Source organism: Candidatus Accumulibacter necessarius (assembly GCF_036625085.1).
The window spans coordinates 20,540-38,553 of record NZ_JAZKUM010000008.1; the positions used below are offsets into that span (position 1 = coordinate 20,540).

At 61.2% G+C, this 18,014-nt stretch carries 18 protein-coding genes; all 18 read left to right on the forward strand.

Translation table 11 applies throughout. The features are described from left to right. Positions 1 to 35 precede the first annotated feature (35 nt). The 18 genes from V5B44_RS19790 to V5B44_RS19875 all read left to right on the forward strand — a co-directional run bounded on the left by V5B44_RS19790 (position 36) and on the right by V5B44_RS19875 (position 17,948). Positions 36 to 1,361, forward strand: coding sequence for a TRZ/ATZ family hydrolase (locus V5B44_RS19790; RefSeq protein WP_332360801.1), 1,326 nt, complete (start codon positions 36 to 38; stop codon positions 1,359 to 1,361). A 76-nt stretch (positions 1,362 to 1,437) separates the two neighbouring features. Further along, positions 1,438 to 2,115: an OmpA family protein gene (locus V5B44_RS19795; protein ID WP_332360802.1), complete on the forward strand. Its 678-nt coding sequence runs from the start codon at positions 1,438 to 1,440 to the stop codon at positions 2,113 to 2,115. A 334-nt stretch (positions 2,116 to 2,449) separates the two neighbouring features. Next, the gene (locus V5B44_RS19800; RefSeq protein WP_332360803.1) at positions 2,450 to 3,409 is read left to right on the forward strand and encodes an ornithine cyclodeaminase family protein; all 960 of its coding nucleotides are present in this window, start codon (positions 2,450 to 2,452) and stop codon (positions 3,407 to 3,409) included. 32 nt (positions 3,410 to 3,441) lie between these two features. Beyond that, on the forward strand, positions 3,442 to 4,278 hold the full coding sequence (locus tag V5B44_RS19805; RefSeq protein WP_332360804.1) for a Stp1/IreP family PP2C-type Ser/Thr phosphatase: 837 nt from the start codon (positions 3,442 to 3,444) through the stop codon (positions 4,276 to 4,278). 14 nt (positions 4,279 to 4,292) lie between these two features. After that, positions 4,293 to 4,973, forward strand: a complete 681-nt coding sequence (locus V5B44_RS19810; RefSeq protein WP_332360805.1) for an FHA domain-containing protein — start codon at positions 4,293 to 4,295, stop codon at positions 4,971 to 4,973. Positions 4,974 to 5,070: 97 nt separating this feature from the next. Beyond that, positions 5,071 to 5,838, forward strand: coding sequence for a 3',5'-cyclic-nucleotide phosphodiesterase (locus V5B44_RS19815; RefSeq protein WP_332360806.1), 768 nt, complete (start codon positions 5,071 to 5,073; stop codon positions 5,836 to 5,838). An 8-nt stretch (positions 5,839 to 5,846) separates the two neighbouring features. Next, positions 5,847 to 8,216: a GspE/PulE family protein gene (locus V5B44_RS19820; RefSeq protein ID WP_332360807.1), complete on the forward strand. Its 2,370-nt coding sequence runs from the start codon at positions 5,847 to 5,849 to the stop codon at positions 8,214 to 8,216. Between the two features lie 226 nt (positions 8,217 to 8,442). Then, a complete protein-coding gene (locus V5B44_RS19825; protein ID WP_332360808.1) occupies positions 8,443 to 8,628 on the forward strand; it encodes a type IV pilin protein in 186 nt (61 codons plus the stop codon). A gap of 265 nt (positions 8,629 to 8,893) precedes the next feature. Then, entirely contained in the window at positions 8,894 to 9,079 is a 186-nt protein-coding gene (locus V5B44_RS19830) for a prepilin-type N-terminal cleavage/methylation domain-containing protein (RefSeq protein ID WP_332360809.1), read from the forward strand. 21 nt (positions 9,080 to 9,100) lie between these two features. Next, entirely contained in the window at positions 9,101 to 9,478 is a 378-nt protein-coding gene (locus V5B44_RS19835) for a hypothetical protein (RefSeq protein ID WP_332360810.1), read from the forward strand. 65 nt (positions 9,479 to 9,543) lie between these two features. Beyond that, a complete protein-coding gene (locus V5B44_RS19840) occupies positions 9,544 to 10,347 on the forward strand; it encodes a hypothetical protein (protein ID WP_332360811.1) in 804 nt (267 codons plus the stop codon). Further along, positions 10,347 to 11,186 carry a hypothetical protein gene (locus V5B44_RS19845; RefSeq protein ID WP_332360812.1) on the forward strand — a complete coding sequence of 280 codons (840 nt, stop codon included), beginning with the start codon at positions 10,347 to 10,349 and terminating at the stop codon, positions 11,184 to 11,186. The genes V5B44_RS19840 and V5B44_RS19845 overlap by 1 nt, the downstream gene beginning before the upstream one ends. Then, on the forward strand, positions 11,183 to 12,079 hold the full coding sequence (locus V5B44_RS19850) for an ABC transporter ATP-binding protein (protein WP_332360813.1): 897 nt from the start codon (positions 11,183 to 11,185) through the stop codon (positions 12,077 to 12,079). The genes V5B44_RS19845 and V5B44_RS19850 overlap by 4 nt, the downstream gene beginning before the upstream one ends. Positions 12,080 to 12,081: 2 nt before the next feature. Continuing rightward, positions 12,082 to 14,028 (forward strand): tetratricopeptide repeat protein, encoded by a 1,947-nt coding sequence (locus V5B44_RS19855; RefSeq protein WP_332360814.1) that lies wholly within the window; start codon positions 12,082 to 12,084, stop codon positions 14,026 to 14,028. Between the two features lie 716 nt (positions 14,029 to 14,744). Beyond that, the gene (locus V5B44_RS19860; RefSeq protein ID WP_332360815.1) at positions 14,745 to 15,872 is read left to right on the forward strand and encodes a phosphoethanolamine transferase; all 1,128 of its coding nucleotides are present in this window, start codon (positions 14,745 to 14,747) and stop codon (positions 15,870 to 15,872) included. Further along, entirely contained in the window at positions 15,830 to 16,444 is a 615-nt protein-coding gene (locus V5B44_RS19865; protein WP_332360816.1) for a hypothetical protein, read from the forward strand. Before V5B44_RS19860 ends, V5B44_RS19865 begins: the two co-directional genes overlap by 43 nt. Continuing rightward, positions 16,441 to 16,866, forward strand: a complete 426-nt coding sequence (locus tag V5B44_RS19870; RefSeq protein WP_332360817.1) for a hypothetical protein — start codon at positions 16,441 to 16,443, stop codon at positions 16,864 to 16,866. Before V5B44_RS19865 ends, V5B44_RS19870 begins: the two co-directional genes overlap by 4 nt. A 26-nt stretch (positions 16,867 to 16,892) precedes the next feature. Further along, a complete protein-coding gene (locus V5B44_RS19875; RefSeq protein WP_332360818.1) occupies positions 16,893 to 17,948 on the forward strand; it encodes a spermidine synthase in 1,056 nt (351 codons plus the stop codon). Positions 17,949 to 18,014: the final 66 nt, after the last annotated feature.

Here is an 18,014-nt window from a genome sequence, read left to right on the forward strand (position 1 = left end):
CGGGGTTTTTTTGGGCTCCTAGATATGTCTTTGGAATGAACACCGCAGTGCCGGCAGTCGATCTGGTCATCGAGGCGCGCTGGATGGTTCCTGTGGACCCGCCTGGCGTCGTTCTCGAGAACCATGCGCTGGTGGTCAATCACGGCCGGATCATCGACCTCCTGCCACAGAGCGAGTTGGCTGGCCGTTTTTCACCGCTCAGCCGCAAGTGTCTGGACCAGCACGTGCTGATTCCAGGGCTGGTGAATCTGCACACCCACGCGGCGATGACCTTGCTGCGTGGTCTTGCCGATGATCTGCCGCTGATGCAGTGGCTTCACCATCACGTCTGGCCGGCTGAGGCGCAGCACGTTTCCGCGCAGTTTGTCCATGACGGAACCCTGCTTGCCTGCGCCGAGATGCTGCGGGGCGGCATCACGTGTTTCAACGACATGTATTTCTTTCCCAAGGCCGCAGCGGACGCCGTGCTGGCTTCGGGAATCCGGGCCGCAATCGGCCTGATCACGGTCGATTTTCCGAGCAACTATGCAGCCGACGCCGACGACTATCTTGCCAAGGGCCTGGCGGTTCGCGACCAACTGCTGGATGAACCGCTGTTGTCTTTCTGCCTCGCCCCGCATGCGCCCTACACCGTCAGTGAGCGGAGCTTTGCCCGCGTGCTGACGCTCGCCGAGCAGATCGAACTGCCGATTCATCTCCATTTGCATGAAACTGCCCAGGAAATCGACGACAGCCTGCAGCGTTTCGCGGTGCGCCCGATTGAACGCCTTCGCCGCCTCGGTCTGCTCAGTCCGGCGCTGATCGCTGTGCATGCAGTTCACCTCAGCGCGGCCGAAATCGAAATGCTGGCGCAGCACGGCTGTTCGGTTGCCCATTGTCCCAGTTCCAATCTCAAGCTGGCCAGCGGCATAGCCCCCATCACGCAGTTGTCGGCGAGCGGAGTCAATATCGGCCTGGGCACCGACGGGGCGGCCAGCAACAACCGGCTCGACCTCTTTCAGGAAATGCGCCTGGCCGCGCTGCTGGCCAAGGAGGAAGCCGGCCGCGCCGACGCCATCAACGCGCATCGCGTATTGCACATGGCGACTCTTGGCGGCGCTCGCGCGCTCGGTCTCGAGGCGAGCATCGGCTCCCTGACCCCGGGCAAGGCGGCCGACCTCTGTGCCGTCAGACTCAACGATCTTGCGCTTGCTCCTTGCTACGATCCCGTTTCCCATCTGGCCTACGCGGTAGGCCGTGAGCATGTTTCTGCGGTGTGGGTGGCAGGCCGGATGCGAGTCGAGAACGGGCAACTGATTGAAAACAACGAAACCGGATTGATAAAACTGGCCCTCTTGTGGCAAAATAAAATTCGTCCGTGATGAGTTCAGTCAACAACGAGGCATAACAGGCCATGCGGATCACTCCCGCAGGCTTCAACTAACGAGGGAAACCTAGATGAACAGAACTGCAAAAAACTCCATGATGGCCTTGCTCGCCGCCGCCACCTTCGGCGGCGGCGCCTCGCTTGCTCAGGCACAGACTTCAATTCCTTTGAATCGTGTGTACGTGATCGACCAACGCGGTGAAGTCGTAATGAGCGGCGCCGGCCTCTGCTGGCGCACCGGTTTCTGGACCCCGGCCGCTGCCGCCAACGACCCGGCTGGCTGCAAATGCGACAAGGATCTGCTGCCGAAGGAAGTCTGCGAGCCGCCAGCGCCCAAGGGCGCTGCCTTGCCGGGCGCCAAGCCCGCGGGTGACAAGATCACCGTCGCCGCCGACGCGCTGTTCGACTTCGACAAGGCGACGCTGCGTCCGGAAGGCAAGAAGAAGCTGGACGAAGTGGTTGCCAAGGCCAAGGCGATCAAGCTTGAAGTGATCATTGCCGTTGGTCATACCGACCACTTTGGTTCCGATGCCTACAACCAGAAGTTGTCCGAGCGGCGCGCCGCGGCAGTCAAGACCTACGTGGTCAGCAAGGGTATCGATGCCAACCGTGTCTACACCGAAGGCAAGGGCGAAAAGAATCCGGTGACCAAGCCTGGTCAGTGCCCTGGCAAGAAGCCGACCAAGTCGGTTATCGAGTGCCTGCAGCCCGACCGTCGTGTCGATATCGAACTCATCGGCACCAAGTAATCGTATAGCGATACCGAAAGCCCTGCCTAGGCAGGGCTTTTTTGTTTGGTGCGCCCGAGCATGGGCGTGATCCCGCGTCTGCTGTCGCTGCTTGATACGGTGCCACAACGACAGCGAGGTCAATGAACCGATGGATCCGAAACTGCATGTCCGGGTGTGGGTGAGGATGATGGAGGGGGCATCGCCTTGTGTCCGCCGCCTGTGAAGTATCAACTGTGAACTTTCTCCTGTGCCATTTGCCGGTAGAATCGTCGAAAATAGTATTGTCTCGACTCGTGCCAGGCTGGTGGCGAAAAGTGCGTGCTGGTCGTGTCATTAGCGGTTTGAGGAAAAGATGTCACTGTTCCTTCGTGAAGAAGACGTTAAGCAACTGTTGAGCATGCCGATGGCGCTCGAGGCGGTCGAGTCTGCGCACCGTGCACTCTCGTCAGGGTTGGCCTGTGACGTGCCCAGGCAACGTACACGCCTGCCGCAGACGACGCTCCATATCCTGCAGGGGGCTTTGCCGCAGTTCGACGTGATTGGTTACAAGGCCTACACCAGCAATCGATCCGGTGTGCGCTTCCTGGTTCACCTTTATCGTGCGTCGCGCGGCAACCTGCTTGCGGTAATTGAGGCCGATCTTCTGGGTATGATGCGTACGGGTGCTGCGTCAGGAGTGGCGACGCGCTGGCTGGCCAGGCCGGACGCGCAGGTGGCGGGCGTGTTTGGTGCCGGCTGGCAGGCGGAGGGGCATATCGAAGCGCTCGCGACGGTGTGTCCGTTGCTGCGGGTTAAGGTCTACGCGCGCCACGCCGAGCGCTTGGCGGCCTTTTGCAAGAAAATGTCCGAACGTCTCGCCCTCGAGGTGATCCCGGCGACTTCGCCGGAAGACGTAGTACGGGGCAGCGATATCGTGAGCACGGTGACGACCTCGGCAACGCCGCTGTTTGCAGCTGAGTGGCTGTCGCCGGGAACACATATCAATGCCGCTGGCTCGAATTCACTGATTCGCCGCGAACTGGGCGAAGATGTTCTGAAGCGCTGCTCGCCGATCGTTGTAGACAGTGTCGAAACGGCGCTGCATGAGTCTGGTGACTTGTTGCCGTTGCTGGAAAAAGGCCGCTTGCACGCTCGTCAGCTGATCGAACTCGGAGACGTGATCTGTGGACGACAGCCAGGGCGCTCAACGGCTGAGGAGATCACCTTGTTCGAGTCGCAGGGCATGGCCGTCCAGGATCTTGCACTGGCCGCCCGCCTGGAAACGCTGGCTCGTGAGCGCGGACTCGGTGTCGAATTGCCTTATGGTGGCTAGGTTGACAGAACGCCTGGTGTCGGGAGCGCAGGATGATGGAGACCAACCGTCTCAAGGGGGCGCTGGAAATCGTCGTTCGTACCGATCCGGGACTGGTGCGGGCAAAGAATGAAGATTCGGTGTTTGCCGATGCCAGTCACGGTCTGGCGATCCTGGCCGACGGAATGGGTGGCTACAACGCCGGAGAAGTCGCCAGCAGAATGGCAACGACGCTCCTGGCAAGCCGGCTGGAAGCCGCCTTTGCGACAACCGCAGCGCACGAAACCGACCGCATGACCGGACAGCCGTTTGCCAGTCGTTGCCTGGCGGAGCAGATCGAGGCGGTGAACTCGGCGATCTATCATGCGGCAGAGGATGACGCGAAGTTCGTCGGGATGGGCACGACGCTGGTGGCGGCCGTCTTTTGTGATGACCGAGTGGTTGTCGCGCACGTTGGCGACTCGCGGTTGTACCGTCTGCGTGGCGAGGAGTTCATGGCCATCACGCATGATCACTCCTTCTTGCAGGAGCAGATTGACCAGGGCCTGATGTCGGCGGAAGAGGCGCGTTATTCGCTCAACAGGAACCTTGTGACGCGAGCGGTCGGCGTCGATGATAAGGTTGAACCGGAGATTCATGTTTACTCTGTCCGGGCGGGCGATGTCTATCTGCTGTGTTCTGATGGTCTCTACGACATGGTCGATGAGGCGGAGATTCAGGAGGCATTGGAAACGTTCGGCGCCAACCTCGAGCTTTCCGCGACGCAACTGATTCAGATGGCCAACGACAACGGCGGTGACGACAATATCTCGGTGGTTGTGGTCAAAGTATTGCGTGAGTTCCCGGTCGCTGGAGGAGGTTTGTCCAAACTCTGGTCATGGCTCAATTAAGGACGAAGAAGGCGATGGCAAAGCTGATACTTAGCATGGATGGTCTGGTCCTCAAGGAAATCCCTCTGCGCAAGGAGCACATGAGCATCGGCCGCAAGGCACACAACGACATCCAGATCGACAATATGGCGATCAGTGGTGAGCATGCAGCGGTGGTGACCATCCTCAACGATTCCTTCCTGGAGGATTTGAACAGCACCAACGGAACCCTTGTCAATGGTCAGCCGATCAAGAAACATTTCCTGAAGGACGGCGACGTCATCGAGTTTGGCAAGTACAAGATGAAGTATCTTGTCGAAGCCGTTGCCTCGGGTGAGACTTCCGAGTACGAAAAGAGCACGCCGTTCCGCTCCGAACCCCTGCAGGTGGTTTACGGAGACCGGGATGCAATGACTGCCAGCACGCCGCAGGGTAGTGCCACGGCGCCCACCCTGCCGGGTGCAGCCATCCAGTTGCTCAGTGGTTCCAACGCCGGCCACCAGTTGCAACTGACCAAGACGCTGACGACACTCGGCAGGCGTGGTCAGGTGGCGGTGATTGCCCGGCGGCCACAGGGTTACTTCCTTACCCACGTCGAAGGATCGGGCTTCCCGCTGTTGAATGGCCAGGTTGTTGACGCTCAGGCGCGGCGTCTGGAAAACCACGATGTGATCGAGATTGCGGGCGTGAAGATGGAATTCTTCCTGAAGAACTGATGGGAAATCGTCTTCTGGTCAGGCGAGGCAGTCATTGGTCTTGGGCTCTGGCGACAATGGGCAGCAGCGGACAGCATCGAAATCCGGTGGAGCCAGCATGAAAGTCAGGATTCTGGGCTGTAGCGGCGGCATTGGCGGGCGCCATCTGCGAACCACATCCATGCTCGTCGATGATGACATCCTGATCGACGCGGGGACGGGTGTCGCTGACCTGTCGCTTGCCGAACTGGCAACCATCGACCACGTTTTCCTGACCCACTCCCATCTCGACCACATTGCGTCGTTGCCCTTGCTGATCGATTCGGTCAGCGACATGCGTTCGAGACCGGTCACCGTTTATGCCACGGCGGCGACGCTTGAGATCATTGCCAGGCACATTTTCAACTGGTCCATCTGGCCGGATTTCAGCGCCATACCGAGCCGCGAGCAGGCGCTCATGCAGTACCGGACAATCGCTCTGGGACAGTCGGTTCGGCTGGGTCAGCGAGCGATCACGGTGCTTCCTGCAGAACACACGGTGCCAGCCGTTGGTTATCAGCTCGACTCGGGGTCCGCCAGTCTGGTTTTTACCGGCGACACGACGATCAATTCCGCTTTCTGGCCGGTGATCAATCGGATCGCGAATCTTCGCTACCTGCTGATTGAAACCGCTTTCCCGAACTCTGAGCGGAGGCTTGCCGAGATCTCGAAGCACCTGTGCCCGAGCCTGCTGGCGGAGGAGTTGAAGCAACTGAAGGTCGATGCCGAGATCTACATCAGTCATCTGAAGCCGAGCCAGATCGAGCTGACAATGTCCGAAATCGAGGCCTGCGCCGCCGATTTCAGGCCGCGCCGGCTGTACAACAATCAGGTCTTCGACTTCTGATCAGGACCATGGCAAGCACCCGGCCAATCGACAGCAACCTGGGCGACATGAGCCGGCGCTTGGGCTTCTTCAAGAATCTCCAGCGCGTCACCAACAAGATCCACGCCACCAGCAATGCTGACGAAATCATCCTCGAGATGTCGGAGGATATCTGCGAGCTCTTTCACTGTGATCGCCTGACCATCTACCTTGTCAGCGACGACCGGCAGAACATCGTCTCCAAGCTGAAGACTGGGCTGGCTTCGCACAAGGACATCAAGCTGCCGATTTCCGAGCAAAGCATTGCCGGTTATGTCGCGGGGTCCGGCAAGGCAGTCAACATCCGTGACGTCTACGATGATCTCGAACTGGCGAAGCATAGCCCGCACCTGTGCTTCCTGAAGGACATCGACCAGCGTACCGGCTATCGTTCCCGGCAGATGCTGGTGGCACCGATTGTCAACGAGCAGAACAGCGAGCTGCTAGGCGTTGTACAACTGATCAACAATCGGTCGGATACCCCCTTTCCGGCCGTCGCCGAGGAGGGCATCCAGGCTCTGGCGCAGACCCTGGCCGTGGCTTTTGCGCAGCGTCAGAAGGCACCCCTCCCCGGGCTGAAAACGAAATACGATGCCCTGGTCAGCGATGCCATCCTCTCGGCTGCCGAACTGGACCTGGCACAGCGCTCGGCACGGCGAAAGAACATCGATCTCGAAGAAGTGCTGATGGAGGAATTTCACGTCAAACTGCCAGCGATCGGTGCCGCGCTGTCAAAGTTCTTCGCTGTTCCCTATGAGCCCTTCCTGCCGAACCGCATCAGGCCGATGGCGCTGTTGAAGCATCTCAAGCGGGATTACGCAGAGGCAAATCATTGGCTGCCGGTTGAGGAGAGCGCCGACGGCCTGGTCGTCGTGACCATCGACCCGGAGCGGATCAGGGGCTCGCGGACGGTCAACAACATCTTTCCGAAGAGCCGGATAGCCTATCGCGTCACAACCCACCGGGATTTCCTGCAACTGATCAACCAGTTTTTCGGCGACCTGTCGAAAATGGATTCTGTCGGCGACCTCTTGTTCGGACTCGACGACGATGAAGCGAGCGATGTGCCCGGCAGCAGTGCCGAGGTACTCAGTGCTGCGGCGGACAACGAACTCGTTCGCCTGGTGAACAAGATCATCGTCGAGGCCTATCAGAAGGGCGCGTCGGATATCCACATCGAGCCACGGCCTGGCAAGGAAAAGACGGTCATCCGCTTCCGTCGCGACGGTGCCCTGGCGCCGTACATCGAAATTCCGCCATCCTACCGAAGTGCCCTGATTGCGCGTCTCAAGATCATGGCCGATCTCGATATTTCGGAGAAACGCCGGCCGCAGGATGGCAAGATCAAGTTCAACCGTTGGGGGCCGTTGGACATCGAGCTGCGGGTGGCGACAATCCCGACCGCCGGCGGCATGGAGGACGTCGTCCTACGCATCCTCGCCGCCGGCGAACCCATCCCGCTTGCGGATCTCGGTGTGACGGAGCACAACCTCGAGCGACTGAAGGCCCTGATCGCCAAGCCCTACGGGCTGTTCTTCGTCTGCGGCCCGACCGGATCAGGGAAAACGACCACCCTGCATTCCATTCTCAGCTACATCAACCGGCCGGAAACCAAGATCTGGACCGCCGAGGACCCGGTCGAAATCACCCAGAAGGGCCTGCGTCAGGTGCAGGTCAACAAGAAGGCCGGGCTCGACTTCGCTACCGTGATGCGCGCCTTCCTGCGCGCCGACCCCGACGTGATCATGGTCGGTGAAATGCGCGACCGGGAAACCGTGTCGATCGGCATCGAAGCCTCACTCACCGGCCACCTGGTTTTTGCGACCCTGCATACCAACAGCGCTCCCGAGTCGATCAATCGCCTGCTCGACATGGGCATGGACCCCTTCAATTTTGCCGACGCGCTGCTCGGCATTCTTGCCCAGCGGCTTGCCAGACGCTTGTGCACCTCGTGCAGGGAGGCTTACCAGCCGACTTCAGACGAAATCCGACACCTGCTTTCCGAGTATTGCGCCGAAATGGCGCATACGCAGGCATGGCAGGCCGACCCGCAGGCGGCTACCGAGCGCGTACATCAGGAATGGCTGGCAAGGCACGCTCGGGGCGGCAAGTTCATACTCTATCGGGCGCGCGGCTGTGATGCCTGTGCTGGCAGTGGCTACCGGGGGCGTGTCGGCCTGCACGAACTGCTGAGCGGCACCGATCTGGTCAAGCAGCAGATCCAGGAGCGGGCGCGTGTCGCTGAGCTGCTCGCCACGGCGCTCAACGAGGGCATGCGTACACTGAAGATGGACGGCATCGAGAAAATCCTGTCTGGCATCACCGACCTGAAGCAGGTGCGCGCGGTCTGTGTCAAGTAGGCTGGTCATGTGGACGGCGACAGGCCGTCAGGCAGCGAATCGTTGCGTAGAAACTCCACCCGCGGAAGGACCATGGCCACGAGTCAGGTAAGCCGGGCTGTTCGGTCAGATGTCTGTTGGCCGCGTGCCAATGAGGAATGCTCCGGATGGGTTCGGTCGATGGCACGAAAATTGCTGATTGATGCGGAGGATGTTCCATCACATTGGCCGGAAGGACTGACATCGCATGAACGAGCAGGAAAAAGGTTTTACGCTGATCGAGCTGATGATCGTCGTCGCGATCATCGGCATTCTGGCAGCCATCGCGGTCCCGCAGTTTTCGGAGTACATCAAGAAGGGCGAGGACAAGGCGGCGCAGAGCGATGCGCGGAACCTGCTGACGGCTGCCACCAGCGCCGGCTTCAACCACTAGCCCTGGCAGGTCGTCACCATGGAACGACAGCGGTTTGCTCCGGTGCCGTTTTGGCATCGTGCCTTATGGGCAAGAAGCGTGGGTCAGGCTGACAGCCAGGGCATGTGGGCTGACGTTTTTTGTCAGGCGGGTGACGCTAATGAGGGTAATACCCGGCCGCAAAGACCGGAAAAGGCGTTTTCCACCCGGTTAATAGTCTGGCATGGAAAGTGCTATATCTAACTCAACGGATTGTCCGTTTAATTCACTGGAAGGAGCAACCACCATGAAGAAGCTGCAAAAAGGTTTCACGCTGATCGAGCTGATGATCGTTGTGGCGATCATTGGCATCCTGGCCGCCATCGCGATCCCGCAATTCACCGAGTACACCAAGAAGGGCGAAGACAAGGCAGCTCAGTCCGATGCGCGCAACCTGCTGACCGCCGCTATCGGGAACTCGACGTCCAATTAACCCTCTCGACTGGAGACTCTTATGAGCAATATCAGTATGAAAAATGTTGTGATGGCTTCGGTTCTTGCCATCTCCGCTGTCACCTCGCTGTCGGCTAATGCCGTTACCGTGTGCACCGGCGGCGGTGCCACAAACGGCGCTTCATTTGCTTCCGGGACCAATTTCGTGAAGACGGCGTTCACTCCAAAATGTTCGGCGAATGTCTTCCTGGATGGAACCGAAACGAATGCAACCTTGTTCAAGGTGGGTTCGGCATCGATCAAGGGCAAGAAGTATTATGGCGGTTCGACGGCCGGTGGTGCTGTCAAAGCCGAAGGGGAATGTGTTGCCGTTGCTGCTGGCGGTGCCTGCGCCCAGACTGACTCTCAACTGGGGGAAGCTGCCGCCCCGAGTTCCTGACCTTCGACCTTCTGACGTGAAAGCGGGCGCGCCGCAGGCTGCGCCCCTTTTTTTGACGGGTAATCATGCTTGAGTTTGCCCTTTCCGGGCTACGTTCCGGCTTGCGCGGAAGAAGTTTCCACGCGGTCTTTTTTCTTGGCATGCTGATGATCGGTATCGCCTATCTTTCGGGTTTCTTCTCGCCGCGGCAGCCGCAGACCGTCGCGCTCGATGTCGGCTTCTCGGGGATCCGCTTTTCCCTCGTTCTGCTCAACCTGTTCTGGGTGCAGGAACTGGTCGCGCGCGAGATCGATCGCCGAGTGATCCTCTTTTCACTGGCCTATCCGGTCTCGCGCGCTGCCTTTCTGGCCGGGCGTTTTGCGGCCGTGCTGCTCCTATCGCTGCTGGCGGCAACGGTACTTGGATTGCTCTTACTGCTGGCCGTGATGGTGGTGGGAGGGGGTTTCAGTGGGGAGTTTCCGCCGGCACTGGGGCTGCCCTTCTGGAGTACCGTCGCCGGCCTGGCCCTCGACGCAGCCGTGGTGGCCGCTTTTGCCCTGTGCATCGCCGCGCTGTCCACCGTTTCAGTGTTGCCGCTCGCCCTGGGCGCCGCTTTTGCGGTGGCCGGCAAGGCGCTTGGCGCGACCATGGATTACCTGGCGCGCGGTGCCGACGGTGACCAGGAATTGCTCGCCAGCTACAGCCCGATTGTTGACCGGATCCGCTGGTTGGTGCCGGATCTCTCGCGCCTCGATTGGCGGGAGTGGTCGATGTATCAGTTGGCGCCCGGCGCCGAAACGGTGTTCTGGTCGGTGTCGATGGCGGTCGCGTACATCGTCCTGCTCATGGTTGCTGCCAGCCTGTTGTTCTCGCGGCGGGAGTTCTCCTGATGCGACGTTCGCTGAGCGTCATGACGCTGTTCATGGGTGCGCTGTCGGTGCTCGTCTATGGCTATGCCCAGCACCGTCTGTCCGCCCTGGCTCGCCCGACGGCGGCGCCGGAACTGCTGATATCCTTGCCGCGCTTTGCGCAGGTCCTGATGGCCGGCGGGGATCGCTATCTGGCGGCCAATCTGGCGGGGTTTCGCGTGCTGGTCGCCGATACCGGCCGGATGAATGCCGAGGACTACGCGGTGCAGGCAAAGCTGCAGCGCGATATTGCGTGGTTCAACCCCTTGCATGAAGACAATTACTACGTTGGCGCGGCGATCCTGCCGTGGAATGGCGAACTCGATGCGGCACAATACGTCCTGCGGCGGGCTTCGGACGCGCGGACTTTCGATTGGTACCCGCTGTTCCATTATGGATTTCTCTTCTATCATTTTCGCAAGGACCCGGCGACAGGCGCCCAGTGGCTGCTCAAGGGCGTCCCGCGGGTCACCAATCAACAGGACGAGTGGGCGTTGCAGAATCTCGCCGCCATCTGGATCGAGAAGGGTTACCAGACCGCCAATGCAGCGACAATGGTCGACGCGATGGCGGCAAACTCGCCGCCGGGGGCATTCCGCAACTACCTGCAGGTCAGGGCACACCGCCTGCGTGACCTGGCGGCGCTGCAGGACGCAGCGACGCTTTTTCGGGCCAGGCAGGGCCGGGCTGTGAAGAAGCTGGAGGAACTGGTGAGCGCTGGTTTGATCGCCGAAGTGCCGAAAGACCCGCTGGGCTTTGGCTTCGGCCTCGATGCTGCCGGCTGGCCCATCCTGAATTCAGTCGCTGCGGGTGGGCAATGAGCGTTCCCGCGATCGCCATTGACGGTCTTGAAAAACACTACCGGAAGCGGTGGCGGTCGGCAGCGGTCGTTGCACTTGGCGGCGTTTCGCTGGCCGTCGAGCCCGGCGAAGCCTTTGGCTTCATCGGCGCGAACGGCGCCGGCAAGACGACGACGATCAAGATCCTGATGGGCCTGATTGGGGCGACGAGCGGAAGCGCCCGCCTATTCGGGACAGCCGTCACGGAGCCGCGTGCTCGCCTGGGCCTCGGCTATGTTCCCGAGAACCCCTATCTCTACGACTATCTGACGCCACTCGAACTGCTCACGATGAGCCTGCGGCTGCATCGGGTCAGGGTGACTGCCGAGGAAAGCCACTGTCTGGCCTGGCTGGAGCGCCTTGGCCTGGCGCAGGTAGCGACAAAGGCGATCCGTTCGTTCTCGAAAGGCATGACGCAGCGCGTGGCCATTGCCCAGGCGCTGTGCATCAATCCGCGCCTGCTGATTCTCGACGAGCCGCTGTCCGGTCTTGACCCGATTGGTCGCCGGGATGTGGTCGATATCCTTTCCGAATACAAGCGCGGCGGCGGGACCCTTTTCCTGACATCGCATGTGCTGCACGACGTCGAAAGACTCGCCGACCGCTTCGGGCTGATTCATGAAGGGCTGTTGCGGGCGGTTCGATCGCCGGCCGAACTCACGGGTGAGCAGGAGATGGTGCTGGTGCGCACCTTCGGCCAGGTCGCGGTGGCCGGGATGCGCGAGGATTTTTCGGGGCGCTGGCTTGGCGAAGTGCCACGCGCTGAGCTATGGGCGCGCCTCGAAGCCCTGCATCATGCCGGGCATGTCCTGGTGGAAGTGCGCCCGAGCCTGTCCCTGGAGGTGGCCTTCATGCGTGCCGTCGGGCAGTCGTGACAATGAAGACAACCCGGAAAAAGTCGCACGCGGCAGTTGCCCGGCGTGTTCCGCTGGATGCGGACTGCCTGGCGCTGATGCGCCTGGTCGAGGCTGGCAGGCACGCCGATGTGGAAGCGGCGGCCCGTCGCATTCTTGGCGCCCGGCCTACGCAGCCGCTGGCCCTGAAGGCGCTTGGCTTCGCCTTGATCGGGCAGGGCCGTTACGACGACGCGCTGCCGGTGATCCGTTATTCGCTCGAGCGCCATCCCGATGACCCGGAAGCGCTCAACAACCTCGGGATCGTCCTGTCGGCGCTGATGCGCTGGGATGAATCGATCAAGTGCTTCGCTCGTTCAATCGAGATCAAGCCCGGCGATCCCGAGGTACTGAAAAACTACGGCGTCGCTCTCTCGCGCATGCACAAGTGGGACGAGGCCGTCCCATTCTTTCTCAAGGCCATTGAGTGTCACCCGGGTGATTATGTCGAGGCGATCGAGCAGCTGGCCAATGTACTGCTCAACAGCAATCGCAACGACGAAGCCTGGACGTGCTTCAACGAGCTGTGGAAAAATGACCACACCAACGCCGCCTTCTTGTCCCAACTGCTTTGCGCCAGCCTCAAGCGGTGTGACTGGACTGATCTGGAGGCGCGGCTGCTGACCCTCAGGTCCTTGACCACGGACTATCGCTCGCTGACCGATAATCCTTTTGTCGTCCTGTCGTTTCCTGGCATCACTTCCGAAGAGCAGCGCAGCGTTGCATCGAACTACGCGCGCTGCAACATCCCGGCGAGCGTTCTCGATGCACCGGACCCTGCCCTGGACGCACGCAAGGAAGAACCCGCTCGACGCTCGCGGCTACGGATCGGCTACCTGTCGGCCGATTACCGCAACCATCCGGTTGGCCAGATCATGCCGCAGGTCATCGAGTTGCACGATCGCGCGCGGGTCGAGGTGTTCGGCTATTCACTGGGGGTCGATGATCAGAGCGACATACGGCAGCGCTTGCGCGCTGCCTTCGATCATTTTGTCGATCTGCGGGATATCAGCGTGATCGAGACGGCCGAGCGCATTCGTGCCGACGAGGTCGATATCCTGATTGATCTCCACGGCTGGACTGCAGACGGGCGGCCCGAGGCACTGGCCCTGCGCTGTGCGCCGCTGCAGGTGAATTGGCTGGGCTATGCCGGGACTCTCGGTCACCCGAAGCTGGCCGACTATCTTCTGGGGGACCCGGTGGTGACGCCCTTGTCGCACGCGCACTGCTATACCGAGACGCTGGCGCACTTGCCGAACTGCTATCTGCCGGCGGACAGCACGATCACCCTGGCGGCTCCCCCACGGCGCAGGGATGCCGGGCTGCCCGAGGAGGGCTTGGTTTTCTGTTCCTTCAACAACAGCTACAAATTCAACCCGCAGGTTTTTGACATCTGGTGTCGGCTGCTGCTGGAGACAGGCGATAGCTGTCTGTGGTTGAGCCAGCCTGGAGGTACGGCTCATGATCGCCTGCGGAAGGAAGCTGAGACCCGTGGCGTCGATCCGGCACGGGTCATCTTCGCACCGCGAGTCGCGTCAAAGGCAGATCATCTGTCGCGCCTGCAACTGGCGGATCTGGCGCTCGACCCGTTTCCGTACAACTCGCATTCGACGGGTATCGATGTCTTGTGGGCGGGCGTTCCGATGGTCGCCCTGCTCGGCGACACTTTCCCGGGACGCGTTGGCGCCAGCCTGCTGCACGCGGCAGGCCTCGACGAGCTGATCGCCGGATCGACCGACGAGTACTACCGATTGGCCCTGGCGCTCGCACGCACCCCAGATCGTCTTCATGCGCTGCGGATGAAGCTGGTCGAGCAGAGAAGCCGCTGCCCGCTCTTCGATATGCCGCGCTTCGTTCGCTCGCTGGAGGAGGTGTACTTCCGGATGTGGGACAGCGCCCTGTCGGGTGCCGAGAGGACTGCGCTCGTCTGAGCGCAGCCGGTACTGATCTTGATGCGCACATTAGTGCGATGCCTTGCCGGGAGGTGAGGGGAGTGCTCGGAGCTGGCACGGAAAACCTCGAAACATCTTCGCGGGCTTTCTTCTGGGGGGCCCTGTTCGTTGTCGTGGTCGTGGCGATCTCGCCCAATCTGGCCTGGCTGGCGGTGGATAGCCCGCCCAAGGACTGGTCGCTGAGATCCTTTTGCCGGCACTGGCGACCGTCGGGCTGTTGCTGTCGGTCGCCGGCAGACTCTGGATCGGCGTCCTGCTGCTGCTGCCGTGGGTGGCGCTCGCGCCCTTCGAGGCTTACTACATCCTGGATTTCGGCAGGCCCAGCGATACCCATCTGCTCGGCGTCATCGCCGACAGCGATGTCGCTGAAGCGAGCACCTTCCTGTCCGGGATCGCCGGCGGCCTCGCAGCGCTGAGCCTGGCGGGCGGCGCTCTGGCGGTATTTGCCTTGCAGCGCGCGCGGCGCTGGCGAATCACCTGGGTGGGGCGCACCCGCTGGTGGGCGCTGTGCGCGAGTGCTCTTGCCCTGGCTCTGCCGGAACTGGTGGACCTGGATGGACCGCCACGTTCGCTGCCGATAGAGAACCTCCGGGCATCTCTGCTCGATCCGAACGACAATCTGGCGAATGATTTTCGAGCGCAGATCTTCGGCTACCTGCTGCCAGTCTATCCGGTCGGCGTTCCCGGCCGCTTCCATGCCTATCTGGCAGCAGCGCCGGGCGCTGAATGCAGCGAAAGAAAGGCTCGAGGACTTCCGTTTTCATGCCCGACAGGAATCCGTCGCCGGGCGCGAGGTGCACGTGCTGGTGATTGGCGAAACCGGGCGGCCGGATCGTTGGCAGTTGAATGCCTATCACCGCGAGACGAATCCTCGCCTGATGACGATCGAGGGCCTGGTCAGTTTCAGGGATGCGTTTTCTCCCTGGACGTCGACGCGGATGTCCGTGCCACTGCTGCTGACGCGCAAGTCGCCAGTCGACCACAAGGTGTTCTTCCCGGAACGTTCCCTGATTTCGGCCTTCCGCGAAGCGGGTTTCCGGACCTACTGGCTATCGACGCAGAGCCCGCTCGGTCCGCACGACAGCTCGATTGCGCTGCATGCTGCCGAGGCGCACGAGGTACGCTTCCTCAACCCGCTGGGCTACCAGGCGGGCGGTGTCCTCGATGGCGCGCTGCTGAAGCCGCTGGCCGAAATCCTCGCACGTGACGAGCAGAAGGTGCTGGTTGTCCTGCATACCCTTGGCGGGCACTTCAACTATGCCGATCGCTACCCGGATGAGCTGGACGTTTTCAGGCCTTCGCTCAAAGGTGTGAGGAACCCCAGCCTGCACCAGCCGGCGCTGAAAGAGGAATTGAACAACAGCTACGACAACAGTTTGCTGTACCTGGATTTCTTCCTCGCCGAAGTGATTGGCTACCTGTCGGCTGTCGACGCGCTGACAACGTTGTTCTACATTGCCGACCATGGCGAGAATCTCTTCGACGGCGAGTGTGACAAGGCGGGTCACGGGCGTGACAACGAGTATGACTTTCGTGTGGCTGCCTTGTGGTGGCCTTCGGCTCGTTACGCAGAGGCCTTTCCGGAAAAGGTGGCCGCCGCCAGATCGCGTAGCGATTCTCCGATTGCCACCAGCAACGTCTTTCACTCGCTGCTCGATGCCGCCAGCATCCGCTATCCGGATGAGGATCCTGCCTTGAGCCTCTTCAGCCCGGCCTGGCGCCCCGCCGCACGCATCACCCAGAACGGGATCGACTTTGATCTCGCCAGTCGGGACCCGATATGCAAGAAACTGCTGCCAACACCGCCCCGGTCAGCGTCCTGACCGGCCTGTTCTTCGTTTCCGGTTTTGCCAGCCTGGTCTATCAGGTCAGCTGGCAGCGAGTGCTCTTTGCCGCTTTCGGTTCTGACCTCGAATCGGTGACCATCGTGGTCTCGGCGTTCATGCTCGGTCTTGGCGGCGGTGCGCTCTGCGGGGGCTGGTTGGCGGATCGGCTGCCGACCAGGGCACTGGCCATGTTCTGTGGCTGCGAGGCGGGGATCGGGCTGTACGGACTGATAAGTTTTGCTTTGATGCGCTGGATTGGCGATGCTTTTGTCCTGGCTTCCCTGCCGGTCATTGCCGCGGTGAACTTCCTGCTGGTTCTTGGCCCGGCGCTGCTGATGGGGGCGACCTTCCCGATCCTGGTGGCCCATACCGTCCGGCAGTGGGGTAACGTCGGGATGGCCACGGGCCATCTTTACGGCGCCAATACGCTGGGTGCGGCGCTGGGCGCCCTGAGTACGGTGTTCGGGCTGTTCCATGTCATGCGTCTCGATCAATCGATCAGCCTGGCAGCGGCACTCAATTTTTCTGTCGTGGCCATCGGTTTCTGGCGCCTGAGGCAGGCCCGATGAAGCGACTCGGCTGGAGTCTCGCATTCTTCATCGGTTTCCTGAGCCTGAGCCAGGAGATCCTGTGGGTTCGGGTCGTCACGTTTGCCCATCAAGGTGTCCCGCATTCGTTCGCCCTGGTCCTCGCGGTCTTTCTGTTTGGCGTTGCCTCCGGAGCAACCGCCGGGAAGCGCTTGTGCGGACGATGGCCGTTGTCGGCAGATACCGCTGTCGGGTGGTGTCTGCTGGCAGGCGGGGTGCTCGATCTGCTGATTCCGTGGTGGGTGTCACGGGTTGCCGGCAGCGAGTGGCTGTCGGTCACCATGGGCGTTCTGATTTATGTGTCGGCAATGCTGAAAGCCATGGCCTTCCCGGTCGCGCACCATCTCGGGTCGGATGCCGGCGGTTCGTATCTCGGCCGGTCTGTGGCCAGGTCTATGCCCTGAATATCGTCGGCTCGACACTCGGCGCCTTGCTCACCGGCTATGTCTTGCTGGACTACGTTTCAGTGAGCAGCGGCTTCACCCTGGTCGGTACCGCGACGCTGGTGATTGGCTTGGTGTCGCTGCTGCGAGGCTGTCCGCGCTGCGTGTGGATTGCGCCAGTGGTTGTCGTCGGCGTGATCGTGACCGCCGATCCCGACGATCGGACTCTGGTCGTGGCGGCCAGCCGTCATGCGCCGGGTCGCATCAAGACGATCATCGAGAATCGGCATGGCATCATCCATGTGGTCGATGATGGCGAGGAACGGGGCGATGTGGTCTATGGGGGCAATGTGTATGATGGGAGAACGAACATCGATCTGCGGCTGAACAGCAATCGGGTCGACCGTGTCTATCTGTTGGCTGCGCTGCATCCGGCACCGCGCAAAGTGCTGGTCATCGGGTTGAGCACTGGCGCCTGGGCGCGTATTCTTTCGACGCTGCCGTCCCTGTCGCAAATGGATGTCGTCGAGATCAATCCGGGCTACCTGCCCCTGATCTCGGCTTATCCGCACTTGTCGCCGCTGCTCGACGACCGGCGCGTCCAGGTGCATATCGACGACGGGCGCCGATGGTTACGGCGACATCCGGCAGATCGGTTTGACCTGATTGTGATGAACACCACATTCCACTGGCGAGCAAACTCAACCAATCTGCTGTCGAGGGAGTTCATGGAGATCGCCAGATCGCGACTGGCGCCGGGTGGCATCCTTGCCTTCAATGCCACCGGCTCAGCGGACGCGCTGGCGACGGCTGCGGCGGTTTTTCCTCATGCCTACCGCTGGTCCAACTTTGTCTACGCTGCCGAACAGGACTTCCGGGCCATTCCGCCGCAGGCGGTGGACCGTCTGGCGGCACTTCGCCTGGGCGCGGAGGCGTTTGACCTGCGGAGAAGCACCGACCGGTCGCTGTTGAACGACATGTTGGCGAAACCATTTGCCAGCGTGCACGACGTCGAGATTGAAAGTGGTCGCGCGCTGGCCGTGATCACGGATGCCAACATGCTGACCGAATTCAAATATGGCCGGCGGCTGCGGCTGGACTGATCGCCGAGAAAGATCTGGCTGAGCGCAGCCGGCTTTTGTGGAGTATCTGTCGGCAAGGGGAGGCGA